The 22,531-nt window shown below is 62.5% G+C and carries 15 protein-coding genes; 4 read left to right on the top strand and 11 right to left on the bottom strand.

What is annotated here, in order from left to right:
• Positions 1–47: 47 nt before the first annotated feature.
• Positions 48–677, bottom strand: a complete 630-nt coding sequence (locus CQ002_RS18160; RefSeq protein WP_069023962.1) for a ribonuclease T2 — start codon at positions 675–677, stop codon at positions 48–50.
• A 42-nt stretch (positions 678–719) separates the two neighbouring features.
• Positions 720–1,700, bottom strand: coding sequence for a Gfo/Idh/MocA family protein (locus tag CQ002_RS18155; protein WP_105162418.1), 981 nt, complete (start codon positions 1,698–1,700; stop codon positions 720–722).
• Positions 1,701–1,827: 127 nt separating this feature from the next.
• On the opposite strand from CQ002_RS18155, the gene CQ002_RS18150 reads away from it, so the two are divergent.
• Positions 1,828–2,190, top strand: a complete 363-nt coding sequence (locus tag CQ002_RS18150) for an NUDIX hydrolase (protein ID WP_010209895.1) — start codon at positions 1,828–1,830, stop codon at positions 2,188–2,190.
• Between the two features lie 107 nt (positions 2,191–2,297).
• On the opposite strand, the gene CQ002_RS18140 is transcribed toward CQ002_RS18150, so the two are convergent.
• Both CQ002_RS18140 and CQ002_RS18135 read right to left on the bottom strand, forming a co-directional pair.
• Positions 2,298–4,934, bottom strand: coding sequence for a glucosidase (locus CQ002_RS18140; RefSeq protein ID WP_105162419.1), 2,637 nt, complete (start codon positions 4,932–4,934; stop codon positions 2,298–2,300).
• Positions 4,935–5,003: 69 nt separating this feature from the next.
• Positions 5,004–6,413 carry an OprD family outer membrane porin gene (locus tag CQ002_RS18135; RefSeq protein ID WP_034106280.1) on the bottom strand — a complete coding sequence of 470 codons (1,410 nt, stop codon included), beginning with the start codon at positions 6,411–6,413 and terminating at the stop codon, positions 5,004–5,006.
• 289 nt (positions 6,414–6,702) lie between these two features.
• On the opposite strand from CQ002_RS18135, the gene CQ002_RS18130 reads away from it, so the two are divergent.
• Positions 6,703–8,079 carry a VOC family protein gene (locus tag CQ002_RS18130; RefSeq protein ID WP_105162420.1) on the top strand — a complete coding sequence of 459 codons (1,377 nt, stop codon included), beginning with the start codon at positions 6,703–6,705 and terminating at the stop codon, positions 8,077–8,079.
• 156 nt (positions 8,080–8,235) lie between these two features.
• Here the strand turns inward: CQ002_RS18130 and CQ002_RS18125 are convergent, their stop codons facing one another.
• On the bottom strand, positions 8,236–8,460 hold the full coding sequence (locus CQ002_RS18125) for a DUF465 domain-containing protein (RefSeq protein ID WP_034106285.1): 225 nt from the start codon (positions 8,458–8,460) through the stop codon (positions 8,236–8,238).
• Positions 8,461–8,635: 175 nt separating this feature from the next.
• Between CQ002_RS18125 and tkt the strand changes: the two genes are divergently transcribed.
• Positions 8,636–10,699 (top strand): transketolase, encoded by a 2,064-nt coding sequence (tkt, locus tag CQ002_RS18120; RefSeq protein ID WP_034106286.1) that lies wholly within the window; start codon positions 8,636–8,638, stop codon positions 10,697–10,699.
• Between the two features lie 54 nt (positions 10,700–10,753).
• On the opposite strand, the gene uvrA is transcribed toward tkt, so the two are convergent.
• The 6 genes from uvrA to lexA form a co-directional block, all read right to left on the bottom strand.
• Positions 10,754–13,273, bottom strand: coding sequence for an excinuclease ABC subunit UvrA (gene uvrA, locus CQ002_RS18115; protein WP_034106288.1), 2,520 nt, complete (start codon positions 13,271–13,273; stop codon positions 10,754–10,756).
• On the bottom strand, positions 13,270–14,982 hold the full coding sequence (locus CQ002_RS18110) for an ATP-binding protein (protein ID WP_105162421.1): 1,713 nt from the start codon (positions 14,980–14,982) through the stop codon (positions 13,270–13,272). Before CQ002_RS18110 ends, uvrA begins: the two co-directional genes overlap by 4 nt.
• A gap of 124 nt (positions 14,983–15,106) precedes the next feature.
• Positions 15,107–18,178, bottom strand: a complete 3,072-nt coding sequence (locus CQ002_RS18105) for an error-prone DNA polymerase (protein WP_034106292.1) — start codon at positions 18,176–18,178, stop codon at positions 15,107–15,109.
• Between the two features lie 55 nt (positions 18,179–18,233).
• Positions 18,234–19,646 (bottom strand): DNA polymerase Y family protein, encoded by a 1,413-nt coding sequence (locus CQ002_RS18100; protein WP_098466708.1) that lies wholly within the window; start codon positions 19,644–19,646, stop codon positions 18,234–18,236.
• 7 nt (positions 19,647–19,653) lie between these two features.
• Positions 19,654–20,268, bottom strand: a complete 615-nt coding sequence (gene imuA, locus CQ002_RS18095) for a translesion DNA synthesis-associated protein ImuA (protein WP_034106294.1) — start codon at positions 20,266–20,268, stop codon at positions 19,654–19,656.
• A complete protein-coding gene (lexA, locus tag CQ002_RS18090) occupies positions 20,268–20,885 on the bottom strand; it encodes a transcriptional repressor LexA (protein WP_105162422.1) in 618 nt (205 codons plus the stop codon). Before lexA ends, imuA begins: the two co-directional genes overlap by 1 nt.
• A gap of 200 nt (positions 20,886–21,085) precedes the next feature.
• Between lexA and CQ002_RS18085 the strand changes: the two genes are divergently transcribed.
• Positions 21,086–22,531: DUF6531 domain-containing protein (locus tag CQ002_RS18085; RefSeq protein WP_244913417.1), on the top strand; the 1,446-nt coding region annotated here is incomplete at its 3' end.

Raw genomic sequence — 22,531 nt, 5'->3', positions numbered from 1 at the left:
TCGGCACTTACCTATCTGGGCGTTAAATCCGCTGTCTTGATGCGGGGTCAGCGCTGAACCGGGATGCGAATGTCACCGCCACGGCACTGGGTCTTCACGCTCTTGGGGCAACCGGCAAAGCGCAGTTCCTTGCTCAGGCACACCCGCACTTCGGACAGCACCTTGCCCTTGCAGATTACCGCCACGCTGTGGTCGCCCATGGCGGGGTTGCTCTGGCGGAACAGCCGTTCTATGTCCCGTGCCTCAAGATAATTGGGCACATTGAATGGCTGCAGTTGCTGCGGGATTTGCACCGTGGCCAGCGCCGCATCGGTTGCTTGCAGGTAACGCGTGGCACCCAGGCCGCTGCATGTACCGTGCTTGGCCCACTCGTGCCTAAGCAACGCCTGTGTGGGAAACATCAGCGCGCCCTTGGCCATGTCGTCGGCCGACAGCCGCGATTGCGGGTCGCACGACGCTGGCCACCCACCCCGCGCGTACTGCGGCCAAAGCCCATGCAGCACGAACCCGTAGCCTTTGCCCGTGCACTGTTCGTTAGCCGGGTGCGTCAGGCAGAACGTCGGTGACCACGACAACGACAGCACATAAAAGTCAAAATCCCCCGCCGGCCGCTGCTCCCGTGGTGCCGCGATTGCACTTGTGGCGACAGCCAGCCACAACATCATCCAGTACTTCATCCCTGTGTTCCCCAAGAAAAATGAACGGCCAGCCTATCGCGCCTACCCAGGGTGATGAGGGTTACGTTGTAGCACCTTGTCGAGGATCAGATCGGTCTTCAACGCTTCGATCGCCTGCGAGGGGTGTTCGGCTTCCCCGCGAATATGGGCATTCATCGCCAGCACGTGGTGCCACTGGATATGCGTGTGGCAAGGCACGTCCAGCACCTCGTCCACTTCACCCTCGAGGCGCAGCGGTTGGTCTTCAAACACCGCAAAGGTAATGCGCCCCTTGCTGCCGATCAGCTCGACCTTGTCTTCGCGACGGTCGGCGACAAAGTTCCAGCACCCCATGCCCAGTGCGCCGGACGCGAACGTCCAGCAGGCGGTCACTGCATCCTCGGCGGCGTAGCGCCCGGCCTGCCGTGCGGTAAAGCCCGAAACCTCGACAATATCCCCGGCCAGGTACTGGAACAGGTCGAACCCATGGCTGGCCAGGTCGGCAAAGTAACCACCACCGGCGATGAGCGGGTCGGTGCGCCAATTGGCGGCGCTGGCATCGTCGGCGCCGGGGGGCTTGCACAGGGTCCAGGTCAGGTGGCGCAATTGGCCAATGCGCCCGTCCAGCAGCCACTGGCGCACCTGCTGAAAACGCGGCAGCGAGCGGCGGTAATACGAGACAAACAGATGCAAACCGGCGCGTTCGAAGGTGCGTTGCATCAATGCGCTTTGCACGGCATTCAACGCCATCGGCTTTTCCACACAGCAATGCTTGCCCGCGGCGGCCACCATCAGGCTGTATTCGAGGTGGCTGTCGGGTGGGGTGGCGATGTACACCGCGTCCACTTCGGGATCGTCGATCAGGGCCTGGGCGTCGGTATAGAAGCGCGCAATGCCATGGCGTGTCGCATAATCGCGCACCGCTTCTTCACGGCGCCCCATTACCGCCACCAGCGCCGAACCTGGCGCTTTGTAGAAAGCGGGTCCACTCTTTAACTCAGTGACACTGCCACAGCCGATCATGCCCCAGCGTACGGTGCTCATCTGCTCTCCTCGTCCGTTTTGATCAAGCGGGCAGTATCCACATCCCCACACGTCAGCGCCATAACCACTTAGCATGACAATTGCATTACACTTTTATGACATTCATCCCACTGCGGGGGCACAGACGATGAAAATAAGAGCCACGGTCATTTGCGAACACGAGGGGCATATCCTCTTCGTGCGCAAGGCCAGATCGAAATGGGCGTTGCCGGGGGGCAAGGTCGAACGCAACGAGCGTCCGGTCGGTGCAGCGGAACGCGAGCTGGAAGAAGAAACCGGCTTGAACGTGGATGGCTTGCTGTACTTGCAGGAACTGAAGGCTCGCGACACCGTTCACCACGTGTTCGAAGCGTCAGTGGTGAACATTGCCGATGCAAAACCGTGCAATGAAATAATCGATTGCCAGTGGCACCCTTATGGCGCCATGGATGAACTGGACACCACCGACGCCACACGGCACATCGTCAAATCCTTCCTACGTCGCCTGTAGCTCGGCACCCTGCCCGCTGGCCACTAGGCCTCGCCTCACCAAGCCATTCTCTTTCTGCCGTTCGACAAAGGATCTGACGAACGCGGCAGCGGCTGTCGTGGCCGGGCCTAAGCGCCTGGCTGCAGTAACAACGCCACCAACGCGCTCCATCCCGTCTGATGGGACGCGCCCAGTCCGCGCCCGGTTTCCCCGTGGAAGTACTCGTGGAACAGCACCAGGTCGCGGCTGGACGGGTCCGCCTCCAGCTGTGCGTACCCCGCCATCGACGGCCGTGAGCCGTTCTCATCGCGCAGGAACAACCGCGTCAGGCGCTGGCTGAGGCTGTCGGCGACTTCCGCCAGGGAGGACAAGTAACCACTGCCGGTCGGGTACTCCACCGAGAAGTTGTCCGCGTAGTAGCGGTGAAATTCCCGTAACGACTCGATCAGCATGTAGTTGACCGGCATCCACAATGGCCCGCGCCAATTGGAGTTACCGCCATACAGCCGCGAATCGGATTCACCGGGCTGGTAGCGTGCACTGAGGGTGTTGCCGTTCATCTTCAATGCGAGCGGCTGCTCGGCGAACGCCTTGGACAAGGAGCGCACGCCAAACGTCGAGAGAAACTCATGGTCATCGAGCATGCGCCGCAGCAGGTCCTTGGTGCGTTCACCGCGCAGCAGCGCCAGCAACAGGCGGTTGCCCTGCCCTGGCTCATTCCAGCGCGAGACCAGTTTGGCCAGGTCGGGCCGGTGCTTCATGAACCCCAGCAAGCGCTCGCGCAAACCTTCCAGGCCTTCATGCTCACGTTGCTCCAGCACCAGCACGGCAAACAGCGGCATCAACCCCACGATCGAACGCAGGCGCACCGGCTCGTTCTCGCCGTCAGGTCGGTGCAGCACATCGTAGAAGAACAGGTCCTGCTCATCCCACAGGCCTTCGGCACTGTCGTCGACGCGGTTGATGGCGCCGGCGATATACAGGAAATGCTCGAAGAACTTCACGGCGATGTCGACATACACCCCGTTGCGTTTAGCCAGCTCCAGGCCGATACGCATCAAGTCCAGCGCATAGGCGGCCACCCATGCCGTACCGTCGGCTTGGTCCAGCTGGTAACCCGGCGGCAGCCCGGCCGAGCGGTCGAACAACGCGATATTGTCCAACCCCAGGAAACCACCCTGGAACAGGTTGCGCCCCTCAGCGTCCTTGCGGTTGACCCACCAGGAAAAATTCAGCAGCAGCTTGTGGAATATCCGCTCGAGGAAATCCATATCGCCTACGCCGTTCAACGCCTTGTCCTGCTGGTACACCCGCCAGCTGGCCCAGGCATGTACCGGCGGGTTGGCGTCGTCGAAGCGCCATTCATAGGCCGGCAACTGCCCATTGGGGTGCATGAAGCGGTCTTTCACCAACAGCAGCAGTTGCTGCTTGGCATACCCCGGGTCGATCAGCGCCATGGCCACCGCCTGGAAGCCCTGGTCCCACGACGCATACCACGGGTATTCCCAGGTGTCGGGCATGGAGAGGATGTCGAAATTCGACAGGTGCCGCCAATGGGTATTGCGGATATGCAGGCGCTCGATCGGCGGCGCGGGTTGCGCCGGGTCGCCGTCGAGCCATTGGTTGACGTCGAAATAGTAAAGCTGCTTGGACCACAGCAACCCGGCCAATGCCTGGCGTTGCACGTTGCGCGCATCCTCGTCGGTGATGCGCTGCTGCAAGGCGGCATAGAACGCGTCGGCCTCCTGGCGCCGTTGCTCGAACAGCTTGCGGGCGTTGACGTGCGGTGCGTCAACGGGTGCAAAGCGCAGGTAGAGGGTTTTGCTTTCCTGGCCTCCCAGTTCGAGGATGAAACGCGCCGCCACTTTGGTGCCGCTGTCGCGGCGAATCGCCGATTGGACACCCGCGACCACGTAATCATTGATCCCGTCCTTGAACGGCCCCGGCGCCGGCTGCCCATCCAGCCGGGTAACGTTGGTCTCGTTCTCGCAGAACAACCAGTCCACCCCGTCCTGGCCCCAGGCGCCAAGATGCCGATCGGGCAGCTCAGGGTGGCACGCCAGCACCTGCTCCCCGTCCATCTTCAACTGCGGCTTGTGCGCGTCAAAGGTCCAGCTCCAGTCATTGCGCGCCCACAGCTGGGGCATCACCTGCAAGCGCGTCGGCTGGTCCGAACGGTTATGCAGCGTGATACGCATGAAAATGTCGTCGGGCTGGTACTTGGCGTATTCGACGCTGACATCGCAGTAACGGTTGTCTTCAAATACGCCGGTGTCGAGGATCTCGTACTCGGCATCCTCCAGGCCACGGCGGGCGTTTTCGCTGATCAGGTCGTCATAGGGAAAGGCGGCATGCGGGTATTTGTAGAGCATGCGCATATAGGCATGGCTCGGTACGCCGTCGACGAAAAAGTACAGCTCCTTGACGTCTTCACCGTGGTTGCCCTCGGCGTTATTGAGGCCGAACAAGCGCTCCTTGATGATCGTGTCGCGCTCGTTCCACAGGGCCAGGCCCAGGCACCAGCGTTGCGCTTTGTCGCTGAAACCGGCCAGGCCATCCTCGCCCCAACGATAGGCACGGCTGCGGGCATGTTCATGGGGGAAGTAAGTCCAGGCATCGCCATCGGCGCTGTAGTCTTCGCGCACCGTGCCCCACTGGCGTTCGCTTAAATAGGGGCCCCACTCGCGCCATCGCTCGGCCTCCTGCGTCGCCAGGCGTTGGCCTTCGGTTGTAGCCAGTATTCGGGTGTCGGGGGTGGCCGTCATTGGGTCCTCCATCGCCTACCAAGTGAGAGGCAGTGTAGAGCCCAATGACGTCCGGTTGCACATGAAGACTTAGAAGATCGCGTAGGTGTAGTTGAAGATCAGGCGCGTTTGGTCCTGGTCGGCGGTGCCGGTGTTTTTACCGTGATAGGTACCGGTCCGCAACGTGGTTCCGAAACCTTTCAGAGGCCCTGCCTGCACCACGTAGTCCAGGCGGAAGTCAGCTTCGTTTTCCTTCTGGTCAGGACCGCCGGCGACCTTCGACTTGATGTCCGAGCCGTCCAGATAAGCCACGGACGCCTTCAAGCCAGGCACATAGGCCTTGAAGTCATACGAGTACTGGCCAAAGTTGACCTGCTCGCCCGCGCGGGAGAACTGGCCGACCACGGCGTCGGTAAACAGGTAGAAGTCGCTGCCGCCGGCACCTTGTGCGTGCGGGTCGGCCAGGCTGCCCTGGTTGACCCACACAAACCCGCCATCATCACCCACGCCAATGTGGCCGAGCATCAGGCTGCTGCCACCCAACTGGTAGGTGAAGGCCGCACTGTAGGTTTTGTTATCCACTTCGTTGGCGTGCTTGGCATAGCCGCCGTTGTTGTTGAACTGGTAGCCGCTCTCGCCGTTCTTGCCGTCGCTGGTGCTGTCGAAGTAGCGCAGGTCAGTCTTGAACGACTGGTCGTTGCCCAGCGGCAGTACGTGGACCAGGCCGACGTAGTTTTGTTTGTAGAAGTCCTGCAGTTGCGCGTAGTAGTACTGCAACGTCAGGTTTTTCGCGACCACGTTGTCGGAAGAGCCAAACGGTTTGTAGTCCACCCCACCGAACTTGAAGCTGTCGCTGTCGCGGGTACCGCCTGCCACACTCAAGCCTGTGGCGTTGCTCGAGGCCCGACCTTCGGCGCGGTTCAGCTCACCACCGGTGAAGGTGACATTGGGAATGTCGTTGGAGGTGAGGATGCCGCCGTCAAAGGTCTGCGGTGCCACGCGGCTGTCGTTGGAGACCAGGATCGGCAACACCGGCGCCAGGCCACCACCGACGTGCAACTCGGTCTGGGAAATGCGGAACTTCACATTGCCCGCCGCGCGACCGAAGGAATCGGCAGGCTCGGTGCCGTTGTTCTTGGTCGGGAAGAAGCTGTTGCCGTTACCCGACAGGCCTGCGCCAGCAGTGTGGCCATCGCCGCCGTCCAGGCGCAGCGCGCCGAAGGCCATGACATCGAAACCGAGCCCAACGGTGCCTTGGGTGAAACCGGATTTGTAGTCAAAACGCAGCGCGGTGGCGGCTTCGCGCAGGTCGTTGTTAGTCCCCGAGCGGTTATCCGCGCTGTAGTACATGGTCCGCGAACTGACGGACGCATGGCTGTCCTCAAGGAAACCGCTGTGACCATTGCCGGTGCCCAGGGAACCGAGCCCGAAATCATCAGCGTAGGCGTGTTGTGCAAGAACGGCGGCGGTGATCGACAACGCCAGTGTAGACATTTTCATTAATGACGGCCCCTAAACATTTTTTTATGTGCGTGGTGTGCATAACGGCGTTTTCATCCTTGCAAACGTGACGATTCTTTCATGCCGACCGGGGCGGACTCCGTGAAGAATTAGTTAGAAAACCTGCCGAAAAATGAAATTTCTCGCCTTTTGATTTTTGTCATATTCACGTCATTTCATTCATTTGCAGAATGAAGTCCTGAAGAATCTTCGTTTGCCAGCCGGCCTGCAGCTCAACAGAATCCAGGCAAAGGCCACTTCCATCGCCATTGCCATCAGGAATTTTTCTATGCCCACCACCGCACATGTCAGCCCCGACGAGATCCGCAAGGGCTTTTCCAAGGCCATGTCCGACATGTACCGAGATGAAGTTCCCCTGTATGGCGCGCTGATGGAGCTGGTGGCCGAGACCAATGCCCACGTACTCGACACCCAACCGCGCCTGGCGCAACAGCTGCAACGGACCGGAGAAATCGAGCGCCTGGACATGGAGCGCCATGGTGCGATACGCCTGGGCACCGCCACGGAGCTGGCGACCATCCGCCGCCTGTTCGCGGTGATGGGCATGCAGCCGGTGGGCTATTACGACTTGACCCCGGCCGGTGTGCCCGTGCACTCCACCGCCTTTCGCGCCGTGCACGAACAGGCGCTGCAAACCAGCCCGTTCCGGGTGTTTACTTCGTTATTGCGCCTGGAGCTGATCGAGAACCCTGACCTGCGTACCTTTGCCGAATCCGCCCTGGCCAAGCGCTCGATCTTTACCCCTGGCGCCCTCGCACTGATCGAACAATCAGAACAGGACGGCGGCCTCGACGCTGGCGATGCCGATGAATTTATCCGCCAGGCCCTGGAAACCTTCCGCTGGCACCACACTGCCACCGTCACCGGCGCGCAGTACCAACAGCTGAGCGACCAGCATCGCCTGATCGCCGATGTCGTCGCGTTCAGGGGCCCGCACATCAACCACCTGACCCCGCGCACGCTGGACATCGACCAGGTCCAGGCCGCCATGCCCGGCAAAGGCATCACCCCCAAGGCGGTGATCGAAGGTCCACCCCGCCTCCGCTGCCCTATCCTGCTGCGCCAGACCAGCTTCAAGGCCCTCGACGAGCCCATCGCCTTCACCGATGCCCAGGGTAGCCACAGCGCGCGCTTTGGCGAAATCGAACAGCGCGGCGTGGCGCTCACGCCCAAAGGCCGCGCCCTGTACGACCAGTTGCTGAACGCCGCGCGCGACGCGCTGGGCGCTTTCCCCAATGAGGGCAACGCCGCACGTTATGTCGAATTGATGGAGCAGCACTTCCAGGCCTTCCCGGACAGCCACGCACAAATGCGTGAACAGGGCCTGGCGTACTTCCGCTACTTCGCCACCGAACAAGGTTTGGCGGCGCGCGGCACTGCGGATCAACCGCGCACAGTGGAAGCATTGATCGCGGCGGGCCACATCGATGTGGAGCCCTTGGTGTATGAGGATTTTCTGCCGGTGAGTGCGGCGGGGATCTTCCAGTCGAACCTGGGGGACGCGGCGCAGAGTCACTACGCGGCGAATTCGAACCAGGCCGAATTCGAAAAGGCGCTGGGCCGTCAGACGATTGATGAATTGACGCTGTATGGCGAGACGCAGCAGCGCTCTATCGATGAATGCACCCGGACGCTGCTGGCATGAAATGAAGTGTCCTCCCGGCTCACCAGCGCAATCCTTGCGCCGCAACAGTCCCCAGAGCCGGGTGGACGGTCGGCATGATAGGCAGTGAGAAGAATCCTGTCTTTGAGACAATTCTGAACAAATATGTCCGCGTCCTGTAGGAACGCGGACGGTGGCTTACCCCAACTTCGCCACAATGTCGTCTTTGATCAACAGCCGCTTTTTCTTCAGCTTCTCCACATCCTCGTCGCTGGCGCTTGCCGATTCCGCCTTCAGCACCTCCTTGTCAGCGTCGTCATATTGAGTGAGCAGCGAGTCCAGGCGTTTGTCATTTGCCCTGCGTTCGTGAACGACTTCCTTGCTCAACCCCAAGTCCTGATACAGGTCGTGTTTCACTGGCATGGCGTACCTCCGCAAGTTGATCAATGGCTTACGCCCTAGAAGCTAGACCATTGCGAGGGGTCTTGTCATGTTCGGGGTCAATACAGCCCCGTTCGTCGCGGCGCAGGCGTTTGGATCAAACCTTTGCCGCGCCCTGCCCTCCACTCTAGATAGCCACCCGAGGGAGACCGGTTTCATGACTCATGCTGCCACCGCTGTCGACACCCAATGCATCAACACTATTCGCACCCTGGCCATGGACGCCGTGCAGAAGGCCAATTCCGGCCATCCGGGCACCCCCATGGGCCTGGCGCCGGTGGGCTATACCCTGTGGAGTCGCTTCCTGCGTTACCACCCGCAGCATCCTGACTGGCCTAACCGCGACCGCTTTGTGCTGTCGGTAGGGCATGCGTCGATGTTGCTGTATTCGCTGTTGCACCTGGCCGGCGTGGTAGAGATCGATGCCCACGGCAAGCGTTCCGGCCAGCCAGCGATCAGCCTGGATGACATCAAGCAGTTCCGGCAGGCTGACTCCAAGACCCCGGGCCATCCGGAGTACCGCATGACCACCGGGGTAGAAACCACCACCGGGCCACTGGGCCAGGGTTGCGCCAACAGCGTGGGCATGGCGATGGCCGAGCGCTGGTTGGCCGCGCGCTTCAACCGCAACGACAAGGTACTGTTCGACTACAACGTCTACACCCTGTGCGGTGACGGCGACATGATGGAGGGCATCAGCGGCGAAGCGGCCTCGATGGCCGGGCATCTGAAGCTGGAAAACCTGTGCTGGATCTACGACAACAACACCATCAGCATCGAAGGCCACACCGAGCTGGCGTTCAGTGAGGACGTGATCAAGCGTTTCCAGGCCTATGGCTGGCATACCTTGCACGTGACCGACGCAAATGACTTGCAGGCGCTGAGCACAGCGCTGGAGACCTTCAAGACCAACACCGGTGCGCCAACCCTGATCGTGGTCGACAGCGTCATCGGCTATGGCTCGCCCCATAAGCACAACACCGCCGCTGCCCATGGCGAGCCGTTGGGCGATGAGGAAATTCGCCTGACCAAAGCCGCCTACGGCTGGCCGCAGGACTCCAGCTTCCTGGTGCCCGACGAAGCCCGCACAGTCTTGCGCGATGCGTTGCTGGAACGCAGCGAGCCGTTGTACGAGGCCTGGAACCACCACCTGTCGCACCTTGAGCAATATGAGCCAGAACTGGCTGACGAACTGCGCCGCATGCGCGCCGGGGAAATGCCCGAGCATTGGCAAGACGACCTGCCGCACTTTGACACCGACCCCAAGGGCGTGGCCAGCCGCGCCGCGGGTGGCGAAGTGTTGAATGCGTTTGCCCAGCAAATTCCGTGGCTGCTGGGCGGTTCGGCGGACTTGTCTCCGTCGACCAAGACCAACCTCACCTTTGACGGCGCCGGACGCTTCAGCGCCGACGACTACAGCGGGCGCAACCTGCACTTCGGCATCCGTGAACACGCCATGGGTGCGATTGCCAACGGCATGGCGCTGTCCTACCTGCGGCCGTACACCTCAACCTTCCTGGTGTTCAGCGACTACATGAAGCCGCCGATCCGCCTGGCGGCCATCATGGAGTTGCCAGTGGTGTTTGTGTTCACCCATGACTCGATTGGTGTGGGTGAGGATGGGCCGACACACCAGCCGATCGAACACCTCACCCAGTTGCGTGCGACGCCGGGACTGCTGACTCTGCGGCCGGGTGATGCGAATGAAACCCTGGCGCTGTGGAAGGTAGCCCTGGCGCAAACCCATCGGCCGAGTTGCATGGTGTTGTCGCGTCAGCCGTTGCCGACGCTGGATCGCACGAAATACGCTGCGGCCTCAGGGGCCGCCAAGGGTGCCTATGTGTTGGCGGGCGCCGAGCATCCCGAGGTTTTGCTTTTGGCGACGGGCAGCGAAGTCAGCCTGGCCGTGGCAGCTTATGAGCAATTGAAAAACGAAGGTATTGCCGCACGGGTAGTGTCGATGCCGAGCTGGGAATTGTTTGAAGACCAGGACCAAGCGTACCGCGACAGCGTATTGCCGCCAGCAGTGAAGGCTCGGGTGGTGGTGGAACAGGCGGGCCCGCTCGGCTGGGATCGTTATGTAGGCCACACCGGCGCCAAGGTGGTTATGAACAGCTTCGGCGCGTCGGCGCCGCTGGCCAAGTTGCAGGAGAAGTTTGGGTTCACCGTGGAGCATGTGGTGAAGCAGGCCAAGGCACAGATCCAACTGATTCAGCGCTGAGCCAAAAAAGTGGCAGCGGGCGTGCTCGCTGCCACAATTGAGCGATGTTGTCGGTTAGATCAGCTCTCGGGCCAGGAAGGGTGCGGTACGGCTGGTCTTGCTCTTGGCGACCTTCTGCGGCGTACCACTGGCAACCACCTTCCCACCCAAATCCCCCGCCCCCGGCCCGATATCGATCACCCAGTCACTTTGCGCCACTACGCGCATCTCATGCTCGACCACAACCACCGTATGCCCAGCATCCACCAGATGGTTCAACTGGCTGAGCAAGCGGTCGACATCGCGTGGATGCAACCCGGTGGTCGGCTCATCCAGCACATACAAGGTGGCGCCCCGTGCATTGCGCTGCAGCTCGGTGGCCAGTTTGATGCGCTGCGCCTCGCCGCCGGAGAGTTCGGTCGCCGGTTGCCCCAGGCGCAGGTAACCCAGGCCGATATCCCGCAGCACCTGCAGCGAACGCAGCACGCCAGGCTGCTCGACAAATACTTCCACTGCCTGCTCCACCGTCAGCCCCAGCACTTGGGCGATCGTCAGGCCTTGCCATTTGATCGCCAGGGTCTCTGGGTTGTAACGCGCGCCGTGGCAGGTCGGGCATGGCGCGTACACGCTGGGCATGAACAGCAGTTCGACACTGACGAACCCCTCGCCCTCACAGTTCGGGCAACGCCCCTTGGCGACGTTGAAGGAGAACTGCCCGGCATCATAATCACGCTTCTTCGCTGCAGGCGTGGCCGCGAACAGCTTGCGTACGTTGTCGAACAGCCCGGTATAGGTCGCCAGGTTGGAGCGTGGGGTGCGGCCGATGGGCTTCTGATCCACCTGCACCAGGCGGCGGATCTGCTCCAGCCCGCTACTGATACGCCCACCGCTGGTTTGCGGCGCGTCGTCTTCGAGGCTGGGCTCTTCGTCGTTTTCCACCACGCGCCCAAGGCCGGCGCCCACCAGTTCCAATAACGCCTGACTGACCAGGCTGGACTTGCCCGAGCCGGAAATCCCGGTGACCGCCGTGAAGCAGCCCAATGGGAAATCGACGTTCAAGCCGTCGAGATTATTACGCGTCACACCCTCCAGCTTCAGCCAGCCCTTGGGCTCGCGACGCACCTGACTCGCCACGCGCTGTTCAGCGAACAGGTACGCACGGGTCTGCGACGCCTCCACCTCCGCCAGCCCCGCCGGTGGGCCGCTGTACAGCACCTGCCCGCCGTGCTCACCGGCAGCCGGGCCCACGTCGATCAGCCAGTCGGCGCGGCGCATGGTTTCCAGGTCGTGCTCCACTACAAACAGCGAATTACCCGCCGCCTTCAAGCGCTCGAGCGCAGTGAACAATGCCTCGCCATCCGCCGGATGCAAACCTGCCGAGGGTTCATCCAGCACATAGATCACGCCGAACAGCTGCGAGCCCAGTTGGGTAGCCAGGCGCAAGCGCTGCAACTCGCCCGATGACAGCGTGGGTGTACTGCGCTCCAGGGACAAATAACCCAGACCCAATTCGGTCAGGGTGCTGACCCGTTCAAGCAGATCCTGGGCGATGCGTTGCGCGGCCAAGCGTTTTTCCACGGACAGTTTCATCTTGTCCTGCCCCGCCGCCACCGGCCGCAACAATTCAGCCAATTGCGCCAGCGACAGTTGCGACAACTCACCAATGTCGACCCCGGCAAACTTCACCGACAGCGCTGCCTGGGTCAGTCGCTTGCCGTCGCACAGCGGGCAGGCGCTGCCCTGCATGAACTGCGAGACACGCTTTTTCATCAGCGCGCTTTGGGTATGAGTGAAGGTGTGCAGGATGTAGCGCCGAGCACCGCTGAACGTGCCCTGGTAGCTGGGCTCGAGTTTGCGCTTGAGCGCCTCGCGTGTCTGTTCGGGAGTAAAGCCGGCGTACACCGGCACGGTCGGGGTCTCTTCGGTGAACAAAATCCAGTCACGCTGCTTTTTCGGCAAGTCGCGCCAGGGAATGTCCACGTCATAGCCCAGGGTCACCAGGATGTCGCGCAGGTTCTGGCCTTGCCACGCCAGCGGCCAGGAGGCCACCGCGCGTTGGCGAATGGTCAACGACGGATCCGGCACCATCAGCGCTTCGGTGACTTCATACACACGGCCCAGGCCATGGCATTGCGGGCAGGCGCCTTGGGGCAGGTTGGGCGAGAAGTCCTCGGCATACAGCATCGCCTGGCCCGGTGGATAGCTGCCAGCACGGGAATACAGCATGCGGATCAGGCTCGACAACGTGGTTACGCTGCCCACTGACGAACGCGCACTCGGCGTCCCGCGCTGCTGTTGCAGGGCCACGGCGGGTGGCAAGCCTTCGATGCTGTCCACATCCGGCACACCGACCTGATCGATCAGGCGCCGCGCATACGGCGCCACCGACTCGAAATACCGCCGCTGGGCTTCGGCATACACCGTGGAAAAGGCCAGGGATGACTTGCCCGACCCCGACACGCCCGTAAAGACCACCAAGGCGTCCCGGGGAATGTCGACATCGACGTTACGCAGGTTATGTTCGCGGGCGCCGCGCACACGCACAAAGCCCTGTTGCAGGGCCGTGATCGGGGGAATATCGCGCTGTGAAGTCATGTGCAACCTTGTCGGACTGAGAGCACGCTGCGCACCCGTTGCATCAAGGCTTCGGGACTGTAGGGCTTGCTCAGCAGATGAATGTCGGGGCTCAGCAGGTGATTGCTGGAAAGAATGTCGCGGGTATGGCCGGAGGTAAACAGCACCGCGATCGGAGGCGTCTGGGCACGGGCCCAGGCGGCCAGGTCCGTGCTCTTGATGCGGCCGGGCATGACCACGTCGGTAAAAATCAGCTCCGGTTGCACACCCGATTGCAGCATATGCATTGCACGGTCACCGTCTTCGGCCGTGAGCACGGAGTAACCCGACTGCTCCAGCAATTCCACGACCGTACCGCGCACGTCTTCGTTGTCCTCGACCACCAGGATGGTCTCGTGGCCCGTGGCGGGCAATACCGGCTCGGCGTGGGTTTCGTGGACCTCTTCGCCGAGGGTGCGCGGGAAGTACATCTGCACCACCGTGCCCTTGCCTTCCTCGCTCCACACCTCGACATGCCCACCGCTTTGGCGCACGAAGCCGAACACCATGCTCAGGCCCAGGCCAGTGCCGTGACCATTGCGCTTGGTGGTGAAGAACGGCTCGAACACCCGCGCCAGGATCGTGGGCGGCATGCCCACGCCGATATCGGTGACCGCCAGCCGCACATACTCACCCGGCTTGATGCTTTTACCCACGCACTCGCGGGGGTTGAGGATGATGTTTTCGCCGGTGATCCGAATCACGCCCTCGCCCTTCATCGCGTCCCGGGCATTGATCGCCAGGTTGAGCAGTGCGTTCTCCAGCTGGTTACGGTCAACGTTGATGCACCAGGAGTCCTGAGGCAATTGCACGTCGATATGGATCGTCTCTCCCAGCGCTCGCTGCAGCAGTTCGCCAAGGCCGGCGTAAATGCGTTGCGGGTTGTACACCGCAGGGGACAACGGTTGGCGCCGAGCGAAAGCGAGCAACTGCGACGACAGCTTCGCCCCGCGCTCCACCGCCGCAATCGCGGCCGCGACACGGCGTTGCACCTGTTCGTTTTGCGGCTCATGGCGGGCCAGCAGGTGCAAATTACCGGCGATGACTTGCAGCAGGTTATTGAAGTCGTGCGCCACACCGCCGGTCAGGCCGCCGATGGCTTCGAGTTTCTGCGATTGGCGCAATTGGGCTTCGGCCGCCGAGCGTGCATGCACTTCCTCGGCCACCCGTTGTTCCAGGTTGTGCGTCAGTTCCTGTCGCACACGTTCGGACTTCACGTGCTCGGTGGTCTCGATCACGATCACCAGGACCCCAGCGGGTTGTTGGTGATCGTCGGCCACCGGACTGTAGGTCAGGTCCATCCAGACTTCTTCCGGCTGGCCGTTGCGCAGCAACTCCAATGGAAAGTTGCGGTACGACAGCGTGCCTCCGGCCAAGCAGGTATCCAGCACATTGCGGTTGAAATCTGCGACTTCCGGCCAGCCAAGCTCCACGGGTTTTCCCAGCAGGTAGGGGTGGCGACCGCCCGCAAACACTGAGTAACTGTCGTTGTAGATCATGTGCCCCACCTTGCCCCACAGCATCACCATAGGCATGGGTGAGGCCAGCAGCATTTGCACTGCACTGCTGAGGCTGCAGGGCCACTTGTCAATCGGGCCTAACTCGGTGGTCGACCAATCGAAGGCGCGGATCCGTTGGGCCATTTCACCGCCCCAGCCTTCGCAGCCGTGGGTATTGGATAAAAATTGCATGTTGGGCTCTTGGCGACGATAGCGTTGGTAGGGAGCGCTGTTCCACTGATAAGCGTTGGAGCCTGGCCGCAATGAATCGTTTCATTTGCGTATAGCTTATCCGGGGCGACCGCTGCAAGGCCCCTCAGTGGAAATCCCGGCTGCGCACATGGATCCCTTCCAGCAGCGCCGTCAGGTCGGTCAAGCGCCCGGCAATCAGGTGCCGCACCTCGCCCACCGCCTCCCAGCGCCCATCCACTTTCAGCAGCCTCGACCCCACCAGCACCTGGCGTTGACGCTCGGCAAGGTCGCGCCAGACCACGACGTTGAGGTTACCGAACTCATCTTCCAGGGTCACGAAGGTCACACCGCTGGCGGTACCTGGGCGCTGTCGCCCCGTCACCAAACCGACGACGCTGACGTTGCGGCCATGCTCGACCACCATCAGCTCCTGCGAACTGCGGCAGCGGCGCTTGCGCAACTCGGCCCGCAACAACGCCAGCGGATGCGGGCCCAGGGTCGTACCGAGCGTGGCGTAGTCAGCCTGCAGGTCCTCGCCCACCGTCGGGGCCGGCAGTTCCACCACGGCTTCATCGGGGCTCGGCAGGCCGGCAAACAACCCCAGTTGCTTGTGCACGCCGGCCACTTCCCAGCGTGCGCTGTGGCGGTTGCCGGCCAGGGCACGCAAGGCTCCGGCATCCGCCAGCAATGCCTGGGCGCGCGCATCCAGACCGGCGCGGTCGTCCAGGTCGGCAATGTCGCTGAAAACCCGGCGTTGGCGCGCCGCCTCGATACGCCGACCGTCCTCTTCGCGAAACCCCGAGATCATGCGCAAGCCCAGGCGAATCGCTGGCTGCGCACCGTCGATGGGCTCCAGGCTGCAATCCCAGTCGCTGGCCTGCACATCCACCGGACGAATCTGCAAGCGATGACGCCGCGCATCCTGCAGGATCTGGTCCGGGCTGTAGAAGCCCATGGGCCAGCTGTTGATCAGCGCACAGGCAAACGCCGCCGGTTCATGGCACTTGAGCCAGCAACTGGCGTAGGTCAGCAAGGCGAAACTGGCCGCATGGGACTCGGGAAAGCCATAGCTGCCAAAGCCCTTGATCTGTTCGAAGATTTGCGCGGCAAAGGCTTCGCTGTAGCCATTTTTGAGCATGCCGGCACGCAGGCGCTGCTGGTGAGGTTCCAGGCCGCCGTGGCGCTTCCAGGCGGCCATGGAACGGCGTAGCTGGTCGGCCTCGCCGGGGCCGTAGTCAGCGGCGACCATGGCGATCTGCATCACTTGCTCCTGGAACAACGGGATGCCCAGGGTGCGTTCCAGCACCACTTTGAGTTGCGGTGACGGATAAGTGGCTTCTTCCTCCTTGTTCCGCCGGCGCAAATACGGGTGCACCATGCCGCCCTGGATCGGCCCGGGCCGCACAATGGCGACCTCGATCACCAGGTCATAGAACGTCTGCGGCTTGAGCCTGGGCAGCATCGACATCTGCGCCCGCGACTCGATCTGGAACACGCCGATGGTGTCGGCCTTGCTGATCATCGCGTAAGTGGCCGGGTCTTCTTTGGGGATGGTTGCCAGGGCCAGGTCCAGGTCGCGATGGCGGCGCAGCAGATCGAAGCAGCGGCGGATCGCGCTGAGCATGCCCAGGGCGAGGATATCCACCTTGAGCAAGCCCACGGCATCGAGGTCGTCCTTGTCCCACTGGATGATGGTGCGATCGGCCATCGCGGCGTTTTCCACTGGCACCAGGGTATCCAGCGGGTATTCGGAAATCACGAAACCGCCGGGGTGCTGGGACAGGTGCCGAGGGAAGCCGATCAATTGCTGGGTAAGCGTGAGCACGCGGCGCAGGATCGGGCTTTGCGGGTCGAAGCCACCTTCGCGCAGCCGTTCCAGGGGCGGCGCCTCTTCACTCCAGCGACCGCAGCACTCGGCCAGGGCGTTGATCTGGTCCGGCGGCAACCCCAGGGCCTTGGCCACATCGCGCACCGCACCGGACGCGTGGTAGCTGCTGACCACCGCCGTCAGCGCGGCACGGGTGCGGCCATAGCGCTGGAACACGTATTGCAGCACTTCTTCGCGGCGCTCGTGTTCGAAGTCCACATCGATGTCGGGCGGCTCGTTACGCTCCTTGGACAGGAAACGTTCGAACAGCATATTCGTCAGGCTCGGGTTGATCTCGGTAATGCCCAAGGCAAAGCACACCGCCGAGTTGGCTGCCGAGCCGCGGCCTTGGCACAGGATCGAACGGCTGCGGGCGAAGCGCACGATGTCGTGCACCGTGAGGAAATAACTTTCGTAGCCCAGCTCGCTGATCAGCTCCAGCTCTTTGTTGATCTGCAGCAAGGTCTTGGCGTCGACACCTTGCGGCCAGCGCTGGGCGATCCCCTCTTCGGTCACCGCGCGCAGCCAGGATTTGGCGTCGTGGCCGCTGGGCACCAGTTCGCGCGGGTAGTGGTAGCGCAATTGGCTCAAATCGAACGTGCAGCGGCGGGCGATGGCCTGGGTTTCGTCGAGCAGCCGTTGCGGGTACAGGTTGGCCAGGGCGTCAAGGCTGCGCAGGTGTCGCTCGCCATTAGGGTGCAGGCGCGTGCCGGCTTCGGCCACTGGCACGTGGTGACGGATGGCGGTCATGGTGTCTTGCAAGGCCCGGCGGCCACGCGCATGCATGTGCACATCGCCGCAGGCCACCGCGGGAAGGTGCAGGCTGGCGGCCAGGTTCAGGCGCTGTTCGAGGTGGCGCGCATCGTCCTGGCCGCAGTGCAGGTGCACTGCCAGCCACAGCCGCCCAGCAAAGGTGCGGCGCAGCCATTGGATCGACGCCTGGGTATCGTTGTCTTCGGCGACCCACAGCGCCAGCAGGCCGGGCAGCGGTTGCTCGAAATCCTCTTGCAACAGGCGATAGCGGCCTTTTTCGGCACGTCGCCGGGCCAGGGTGATCAAGCGGCACAGGTGCTGGTAGCCGGCGAGGTCTTCCACCAGCAGTACCAGCTTCGGGCCGTTCTCGATGCGCACCTCGCTGCCGATGATCAGTGGTAAGTCCACCGCCTTTGCCGCCTGCCAAGCGCGCACGATGCCCGCCAGGGTGCATTCGTCGGTGATCGCCAGCGCGCTGTAGCCCTGCTGCTTGGCCCGCTCGAACAACTCCAGCGCACTGGACGCGCCGCGCTGGAAGCTGAAGTTGGACAGGCAGTGCAGTTCGGCGTAACTCATGATCGCCACTCACCGCAGGCACCGGCTCGCCGGCGTCTACAGAAGGGTGTGGTATTCATGCGAACCAGCCTTGCAGCCACAGCCCATCACACTGCCCTACGGTGCGGTAGGCCCAGCCTTGCTGGCCGGCACGGGTCTGGATCAGGTAGTAGTCACGGCGGATATCCGCGCCGTCCCACCAGCCAGATTCGATGCGCTCCGGACCCATGAGGATCTGTACGCCCTGCTCGGCCAGCAAGGTCGGCTCACTCAGCAGCCAGCCGGGGCGTTGCACCTTGTTCAGGCTCGGACATGGGTTTTTATCCGCGGCTGCTTGCCACGCGCATTCGGGACGGTGGTCGGCGTGAAAGCGCAGGCCCTGCACCGCCTCATCGCCCAGGCGCGCACGCAGGCGCTCACGCAATTGCTCCCAGGGCAACGTCTGTTGCGGGCGGTCGTCGAACAGGTCCTGGCGCTGCGGCACGAACACCGGCAGGTCCTGGGCTACCAGGCGAAAGCCGCGCACCGGCGAGGTGACTTGTACCTGCTCCAGTCGCCCACGGGCCAGTTCAAACAGCATCGCCGGTTCGCGCTCGGCGCTGAGCAGCCCGACCTTGATCACACTGTCCGGCGCCTGGGCGTGTTCCAGATGCAGGTCGAAACGCTGCACGCCACTGTCTCGCCCGCAGAGGAAGGCGGACAGATCGCCGGTCAGGCGGCGCAGGGGGAACAGCAACGCCTGGTGGGATTGCACGTCGAAATTCAGCTCGATGCGCACATCGAACCGGTCTGGCGGCTGATAAAACGCCAGGGCCAGCGGTCGCTGCCCGTTCAGTGCATCCAGGTGCTTGAGCAGGCTGGCATCAAAGCGTCGCGCCAACGTGTGCCGAGGCAACGCCTGTACCTGGGCCAGGGTGCGCAGGCCCATGCGCGACAAGGCCGTGGCGGCCTGTGGATCGAGGCCGGCACGGTCGATGGGCAGCGGCGCCAAGGCCTGCATCAACCTGTCATCCTGCACAGCCAGGCCATCGTAGATATTCGCCAGTACCCGTGCCGCTGCCGGGTTGGGCGCGGCAACGATACGGTGACGAAAACCCAGTTCGGTCAACGCCTTGCGCAGGCGCGCTTCGAACTGTGGCCACGGCCCGAACAGGCCCAGGCTTGACTCGATTTCGAACAGCAAGGCACGCGGGTAATACAGGCTGACCTGGGAGCTGAACTGGTAGGCCCAGGCGGCGAGGAATTGCTGGTGGCGTTCGATCTCGGCGGGGTCGTATTCGACACTGGCAAAGGTCTTGGCCAGGGCATGCGCCGCCGTCAGGGATTGGCCGGGGCGCAAGCCCAAGGCGCGGGCAGCGTCATTGACGGCCTGCAGCACACGCCGCTGTGGCGTGCCGGCCAGCAGCGCCAGGGGTTGGTCCGGTTCGGGGTGCACACGCTGCACCCCGTCCAGCGCCAATTGCGGGAAGACAATACACACCCAGCGCATGGCAACCTCAATGCCCCGCCAGCGCAATCGGCGCCGGGTGGGCCAGACCGCCCCGGCACTTGAGCACCCGCACCTGCGCGGGTTTGGCCTCGACCGCCAGGCGCAAGGCCGCGGGCGAGGAATTGATCGCCTCGCTCAGGGCGCGCCAGGCGAACGCCAGGGTCTGCCCGGTTTCCGCCGCGACTTGCAGGCGCCGCAGCGCTCGGTCCTCAGCCTTGCGTGGCCAGCACAACACTGCGCCGCAACTGCCGGAACGCAGGCACTGCTCCGCCGCCCACAGGGCATCGCGCTCCTCGGCCTGGATCACCGAGAGCAGGCGTAAATCCACGCCGGCGTTCTGCCAGGCATGGGGGTAAGGCGTATAGGGCGGCGCCACCAACACAATGCGCTCCCCTGCCTTTGACAAGCGCGCCAGGGTTGGCAGCACCAGTTGCAACTCGCCGACGCCTTCCTTGGCCATGAGGATTTCACTCAAGGCCGCCTCCGGCCAGCCACCCGTGGGCAGCACTGCATCCAGCGCCGCCAGCCCGGTGGGATGCACGCTGGCCGGTGGCGCGGCAGGCCGGCCCTTCCAGACACGCCCGCCATTGAACAGCGTGTCCAGTGCAACGACGGCGCCCATCAACCTTGCCTCACCAAACCGCAGAACACGCCTTCGATGGCCAGGTCCTGGTCGGGGCCTACCACGATGGGGTGGTACGCGGGGTTACGCGGCAGCAGGCGCACACTGTCGCCGCTGCGCTCGAAACGCTTGATGGTCACTTCGCCGTCCAGGCGCGCCACCACAATCTGCCCATTCAAGGCCTCGGCACTGCGGCGAACACCGACCAGGTCGCCGTCGAGAATGCCATCTTCGATCATCGAGTCCCCCTGCACCCGCAACAGGTAGTCCGGGGTTTTCGCGAAGGTCGACGGGTCCAGTTGAAGGCGGCTGTGCACTTCGGCATCGGCACCGATGGGCAAGCCTGCAGCGACCCGCCCCAACACCGGCACATCAAGCCATTCCGGACGCGCCGGTTGATTGAGCAGGCGAATGCCCCGGGCCTGGTTGGGGTTGACCTCGATAAAACCGGCCTCATTCAGCGCCAGCACATGCTTGCGCGCCACGCTGCGCGAGGCAAAGCCGAACGCCTCGGCGATCTCGGCGAGGCTGGGAGGCTGGCCTTGCTGCGCGATGCGGTCGCGGATAAAGGTCAGGATGGCGGTACGGCGGGGGGTTAGAGTCGTCATGGAGTACATTTGTACTCCTGTGGGAAATTTCTGACAATAGCCGCCAGTCGCGTGGGCGTGACAAGAGTCATCGAAACTTCCCACATAACGGTCGGAGAAGCTCTACTCCGCGCCCCTAAAAAGGTCTGCAAAGTCCTTCGCCTGACTACACAGTGCGAGGGATTGCAGATGGCGTTATTTGTTTGGGCCCGGGTTGATGGGGCTGCCTCATGTTCGAAGTGACCAGCCAAACCATCGGATTGTTGGTACTGGCCACCATGGATTCAACGACGCGGGACGTCGAATCCGTCATCAGCGACTTCAAGCGCTGCCTCAATCACTACGACGCCTGGGCCGAGAGCTTTTTCAGTTTTTCGGCGCTGGATATCGAGCAGGTATTCAAGGTCGGGGATGAAGTGGCACTGGTTGCTCCGATCGACCGTTCGCTGCTTCCCAGCACCACCACCGCAACCTGCCAGGCAGACGGCACGCTGACCCTGGTGCACATGTTCCAGAGTGCTCGATTCGTACCCATTGGCAATACGCCAGTGATGGTGCAACGCATTGATCCAAAGGGTAGCCCGCTTGGGGAGCCCCTCCATAGAACCATCGGGCCCAGCGGCATTCTCGAAATCAAGGAATGTGATCGCAACCAGCAGTACCGGGTCAGTTTCTACCCCAACGTTTCCAAAGCGCATTTCAAGGCGCTGTACACCTCTTACCAGTCGGTAATCGCACCGCTGGAAAGTTGGCTGCGCAACGAATGGGGCAGCACTTTCGAGCCGCTGTGGAAGAGTTACTCCGAAGCTAACGTCCTCAAGCGCTACCTTTCGCTGCATCAAGCCTACGCACGCGGGTTTGGTGAAGCGCTGTATTCGCTCTGGGACACCATCAAGCAGCTGTTCCAGTGGCTTTCGGACCCATGGGGTCATGCCGAAAAACTGCTGCATTACCTGTCCCAGGACGAATTTGAAAAGCTGCTGAAGCTCGGTGCTGAAAGCATCGCAAAGGGCTTGCTGGTGCTCAGCGATGAGCCGCTGCTGTTCATCTATCTGTCGGCAATGGTTAGCTGGATGCGCATGCTACCGCCGCCTTACATGAACGAGTTACTGGGGGAAATCAGCGCCGAAGTATTGATCAATTTGCTGCTGTGTCTCGCCACTGCCGGGATGGGGATGGCGGTGCGCATGAGTGCGAAGCTAATTAACGGCATCAAGTCTCAGCGTGCGCGCAGCGGGTTGGAGCACATGGCTGCACAGTTCGGAAAGTTTCGCGTGGATGATCACGCGGAGGTAGCCAAGCCGGTGTTGCTGGGTAGCGCGGCGACGCCGATCCGGGTGATTCCAGATGTGCCATTGAAGGTTGGGGATCAGGTGGTTTCCAACCCGGTGCCGCTGGTTCGGGACAAGGCCACGCAACGGACGGTGTTGGTGCGTCAGGAGCCTGTGGATGACGTGCCGTCTACTGCTCGCAATCCCAATGGGGATGCCGCTGCGTCGTCGGACAAAACCGCCACGAACGGTTGCCCCGTGTCGATGGTCACGGGCGAGGAACTGCTGACCCTGACCGATGGGACGCTGGACGGGATTCTGCCGTTTCAGTGGACACGCTTGTACCGCACCAGTGCAGTGGAAGTGGACTGCGGGTTGGGGTTTGGCTGGAGTCACTCGCTGGCG

Source organism: Pseudomonas sp. MYb13 (assembly GCF_002980075.1).
Classification (GTDB): Bacteria; Pseudomonadota; Gammaproteobacteria; order Pseudomonadales; family Pseudomonadaceae; genus Aquipseudomonas; species Aquipseudomonas lurida.
Note: the sequence above shows the minus strand (reverse complement) of the source record. Positions and strands in the feature narration are given on the sequence as shown.

Bases quoted from the DNA above. Each gene is read 5' to 3' on its own strand.
- tkt (WP_034106286.1), top strand. From the start codon at position 8,636: ATGACTCATGCTGCCACCGCTGTCGACACCCAATGCATCAACACTATT.
- lexA (WP_105162422.1), bottom strand. From the start codon at position 20,885: ATGTACTCCATGACGACTCTAACCCCCCGCCGTACCGCCATCCTGACC.
- uvrA (WP_034106288.1), bottom strand. From the start codon at position 13,273: ATGACTTCACAGCGCGATATTCCCCCGATCACGGCCCTGCAACAGGGC.
- CQ002_RS18155 (WP_105162418.1), bottom strand. From the start codon at position 1,700: ATGAGCACCGTACGCTGGGGCATGATCGGCTGTGGCAGTGTCACTGAG.
- CQ002_RS18125 (WP_034106285.1), bottom strand. From the start codon at position 8,460: ATGCCAGTGAAACACGACCTGTATCAGGACTTGGGGTTGAGCAAGGAA.
- CQ002_RS18150 (WP_010209895.1), top strand. From the start codon at position 1,828: ATGAAAATAAGAGCCACGGTCATTTGCGAACACGAGGGGCATATCCTC.
- CQ002_RS18140 (WP_105162419.1), bottom strand. From the start codon at position 4,934: ATGACGGCCACCCCCGACACCCGAATACTGGCTACAACCGAAGGCCAA.
- CQ002_RS18105 (WP_034106292.1), bottom strand. From the start codon at position 18,178: ATGAGTTACGCCGAACTGCACTGCCTGTCCAACTTCAGCTTCCAGCGC.
- imuA (WP_034106294.1), bottom strand. From the start codon at position 20,268: ATGGGCGCCGTCGTTGCACTGGACACGCTGTTCAATGGCGGGCGTGTC.
- CQ002_RS18160 (WP_069023962.1), bottom strand. From the start codon at position 677: ATGAAGTACTGGATGATGTTGTGGCTGGCTGTCGCCACAAGTGCAATC.
- CQ002_RS18110 (WP_105162421.1), bottom strand. From the start codon at position 14,982: ATGCAATTTTTATCCAATACCCACGGCTGCGAAGGCTGGGGCGGTGAA.
- CQ002_RS18135 (WP_034106280.1), bottom strand. From the start codon at position 6,413: ATGAAAATGTCTACACTGGCGTTGTCGATCACCGCCGCCGTTCTTGCA.
- CQ002_RS18130 (WP_105162420.1), top strand. From the start codon at position 6,703: ATGCCCACCACCGCACATGTCAGCCCCGACGAGATCCGCAAGGGCTTT.
- CQ002_RS18100 (WP_098466708.1), bottom strand. From the start codon at position 19,646: ATGCGCTGGGTGTGTATTGTCTTCCCGCAATTGGCGCTGGACGGGGTG.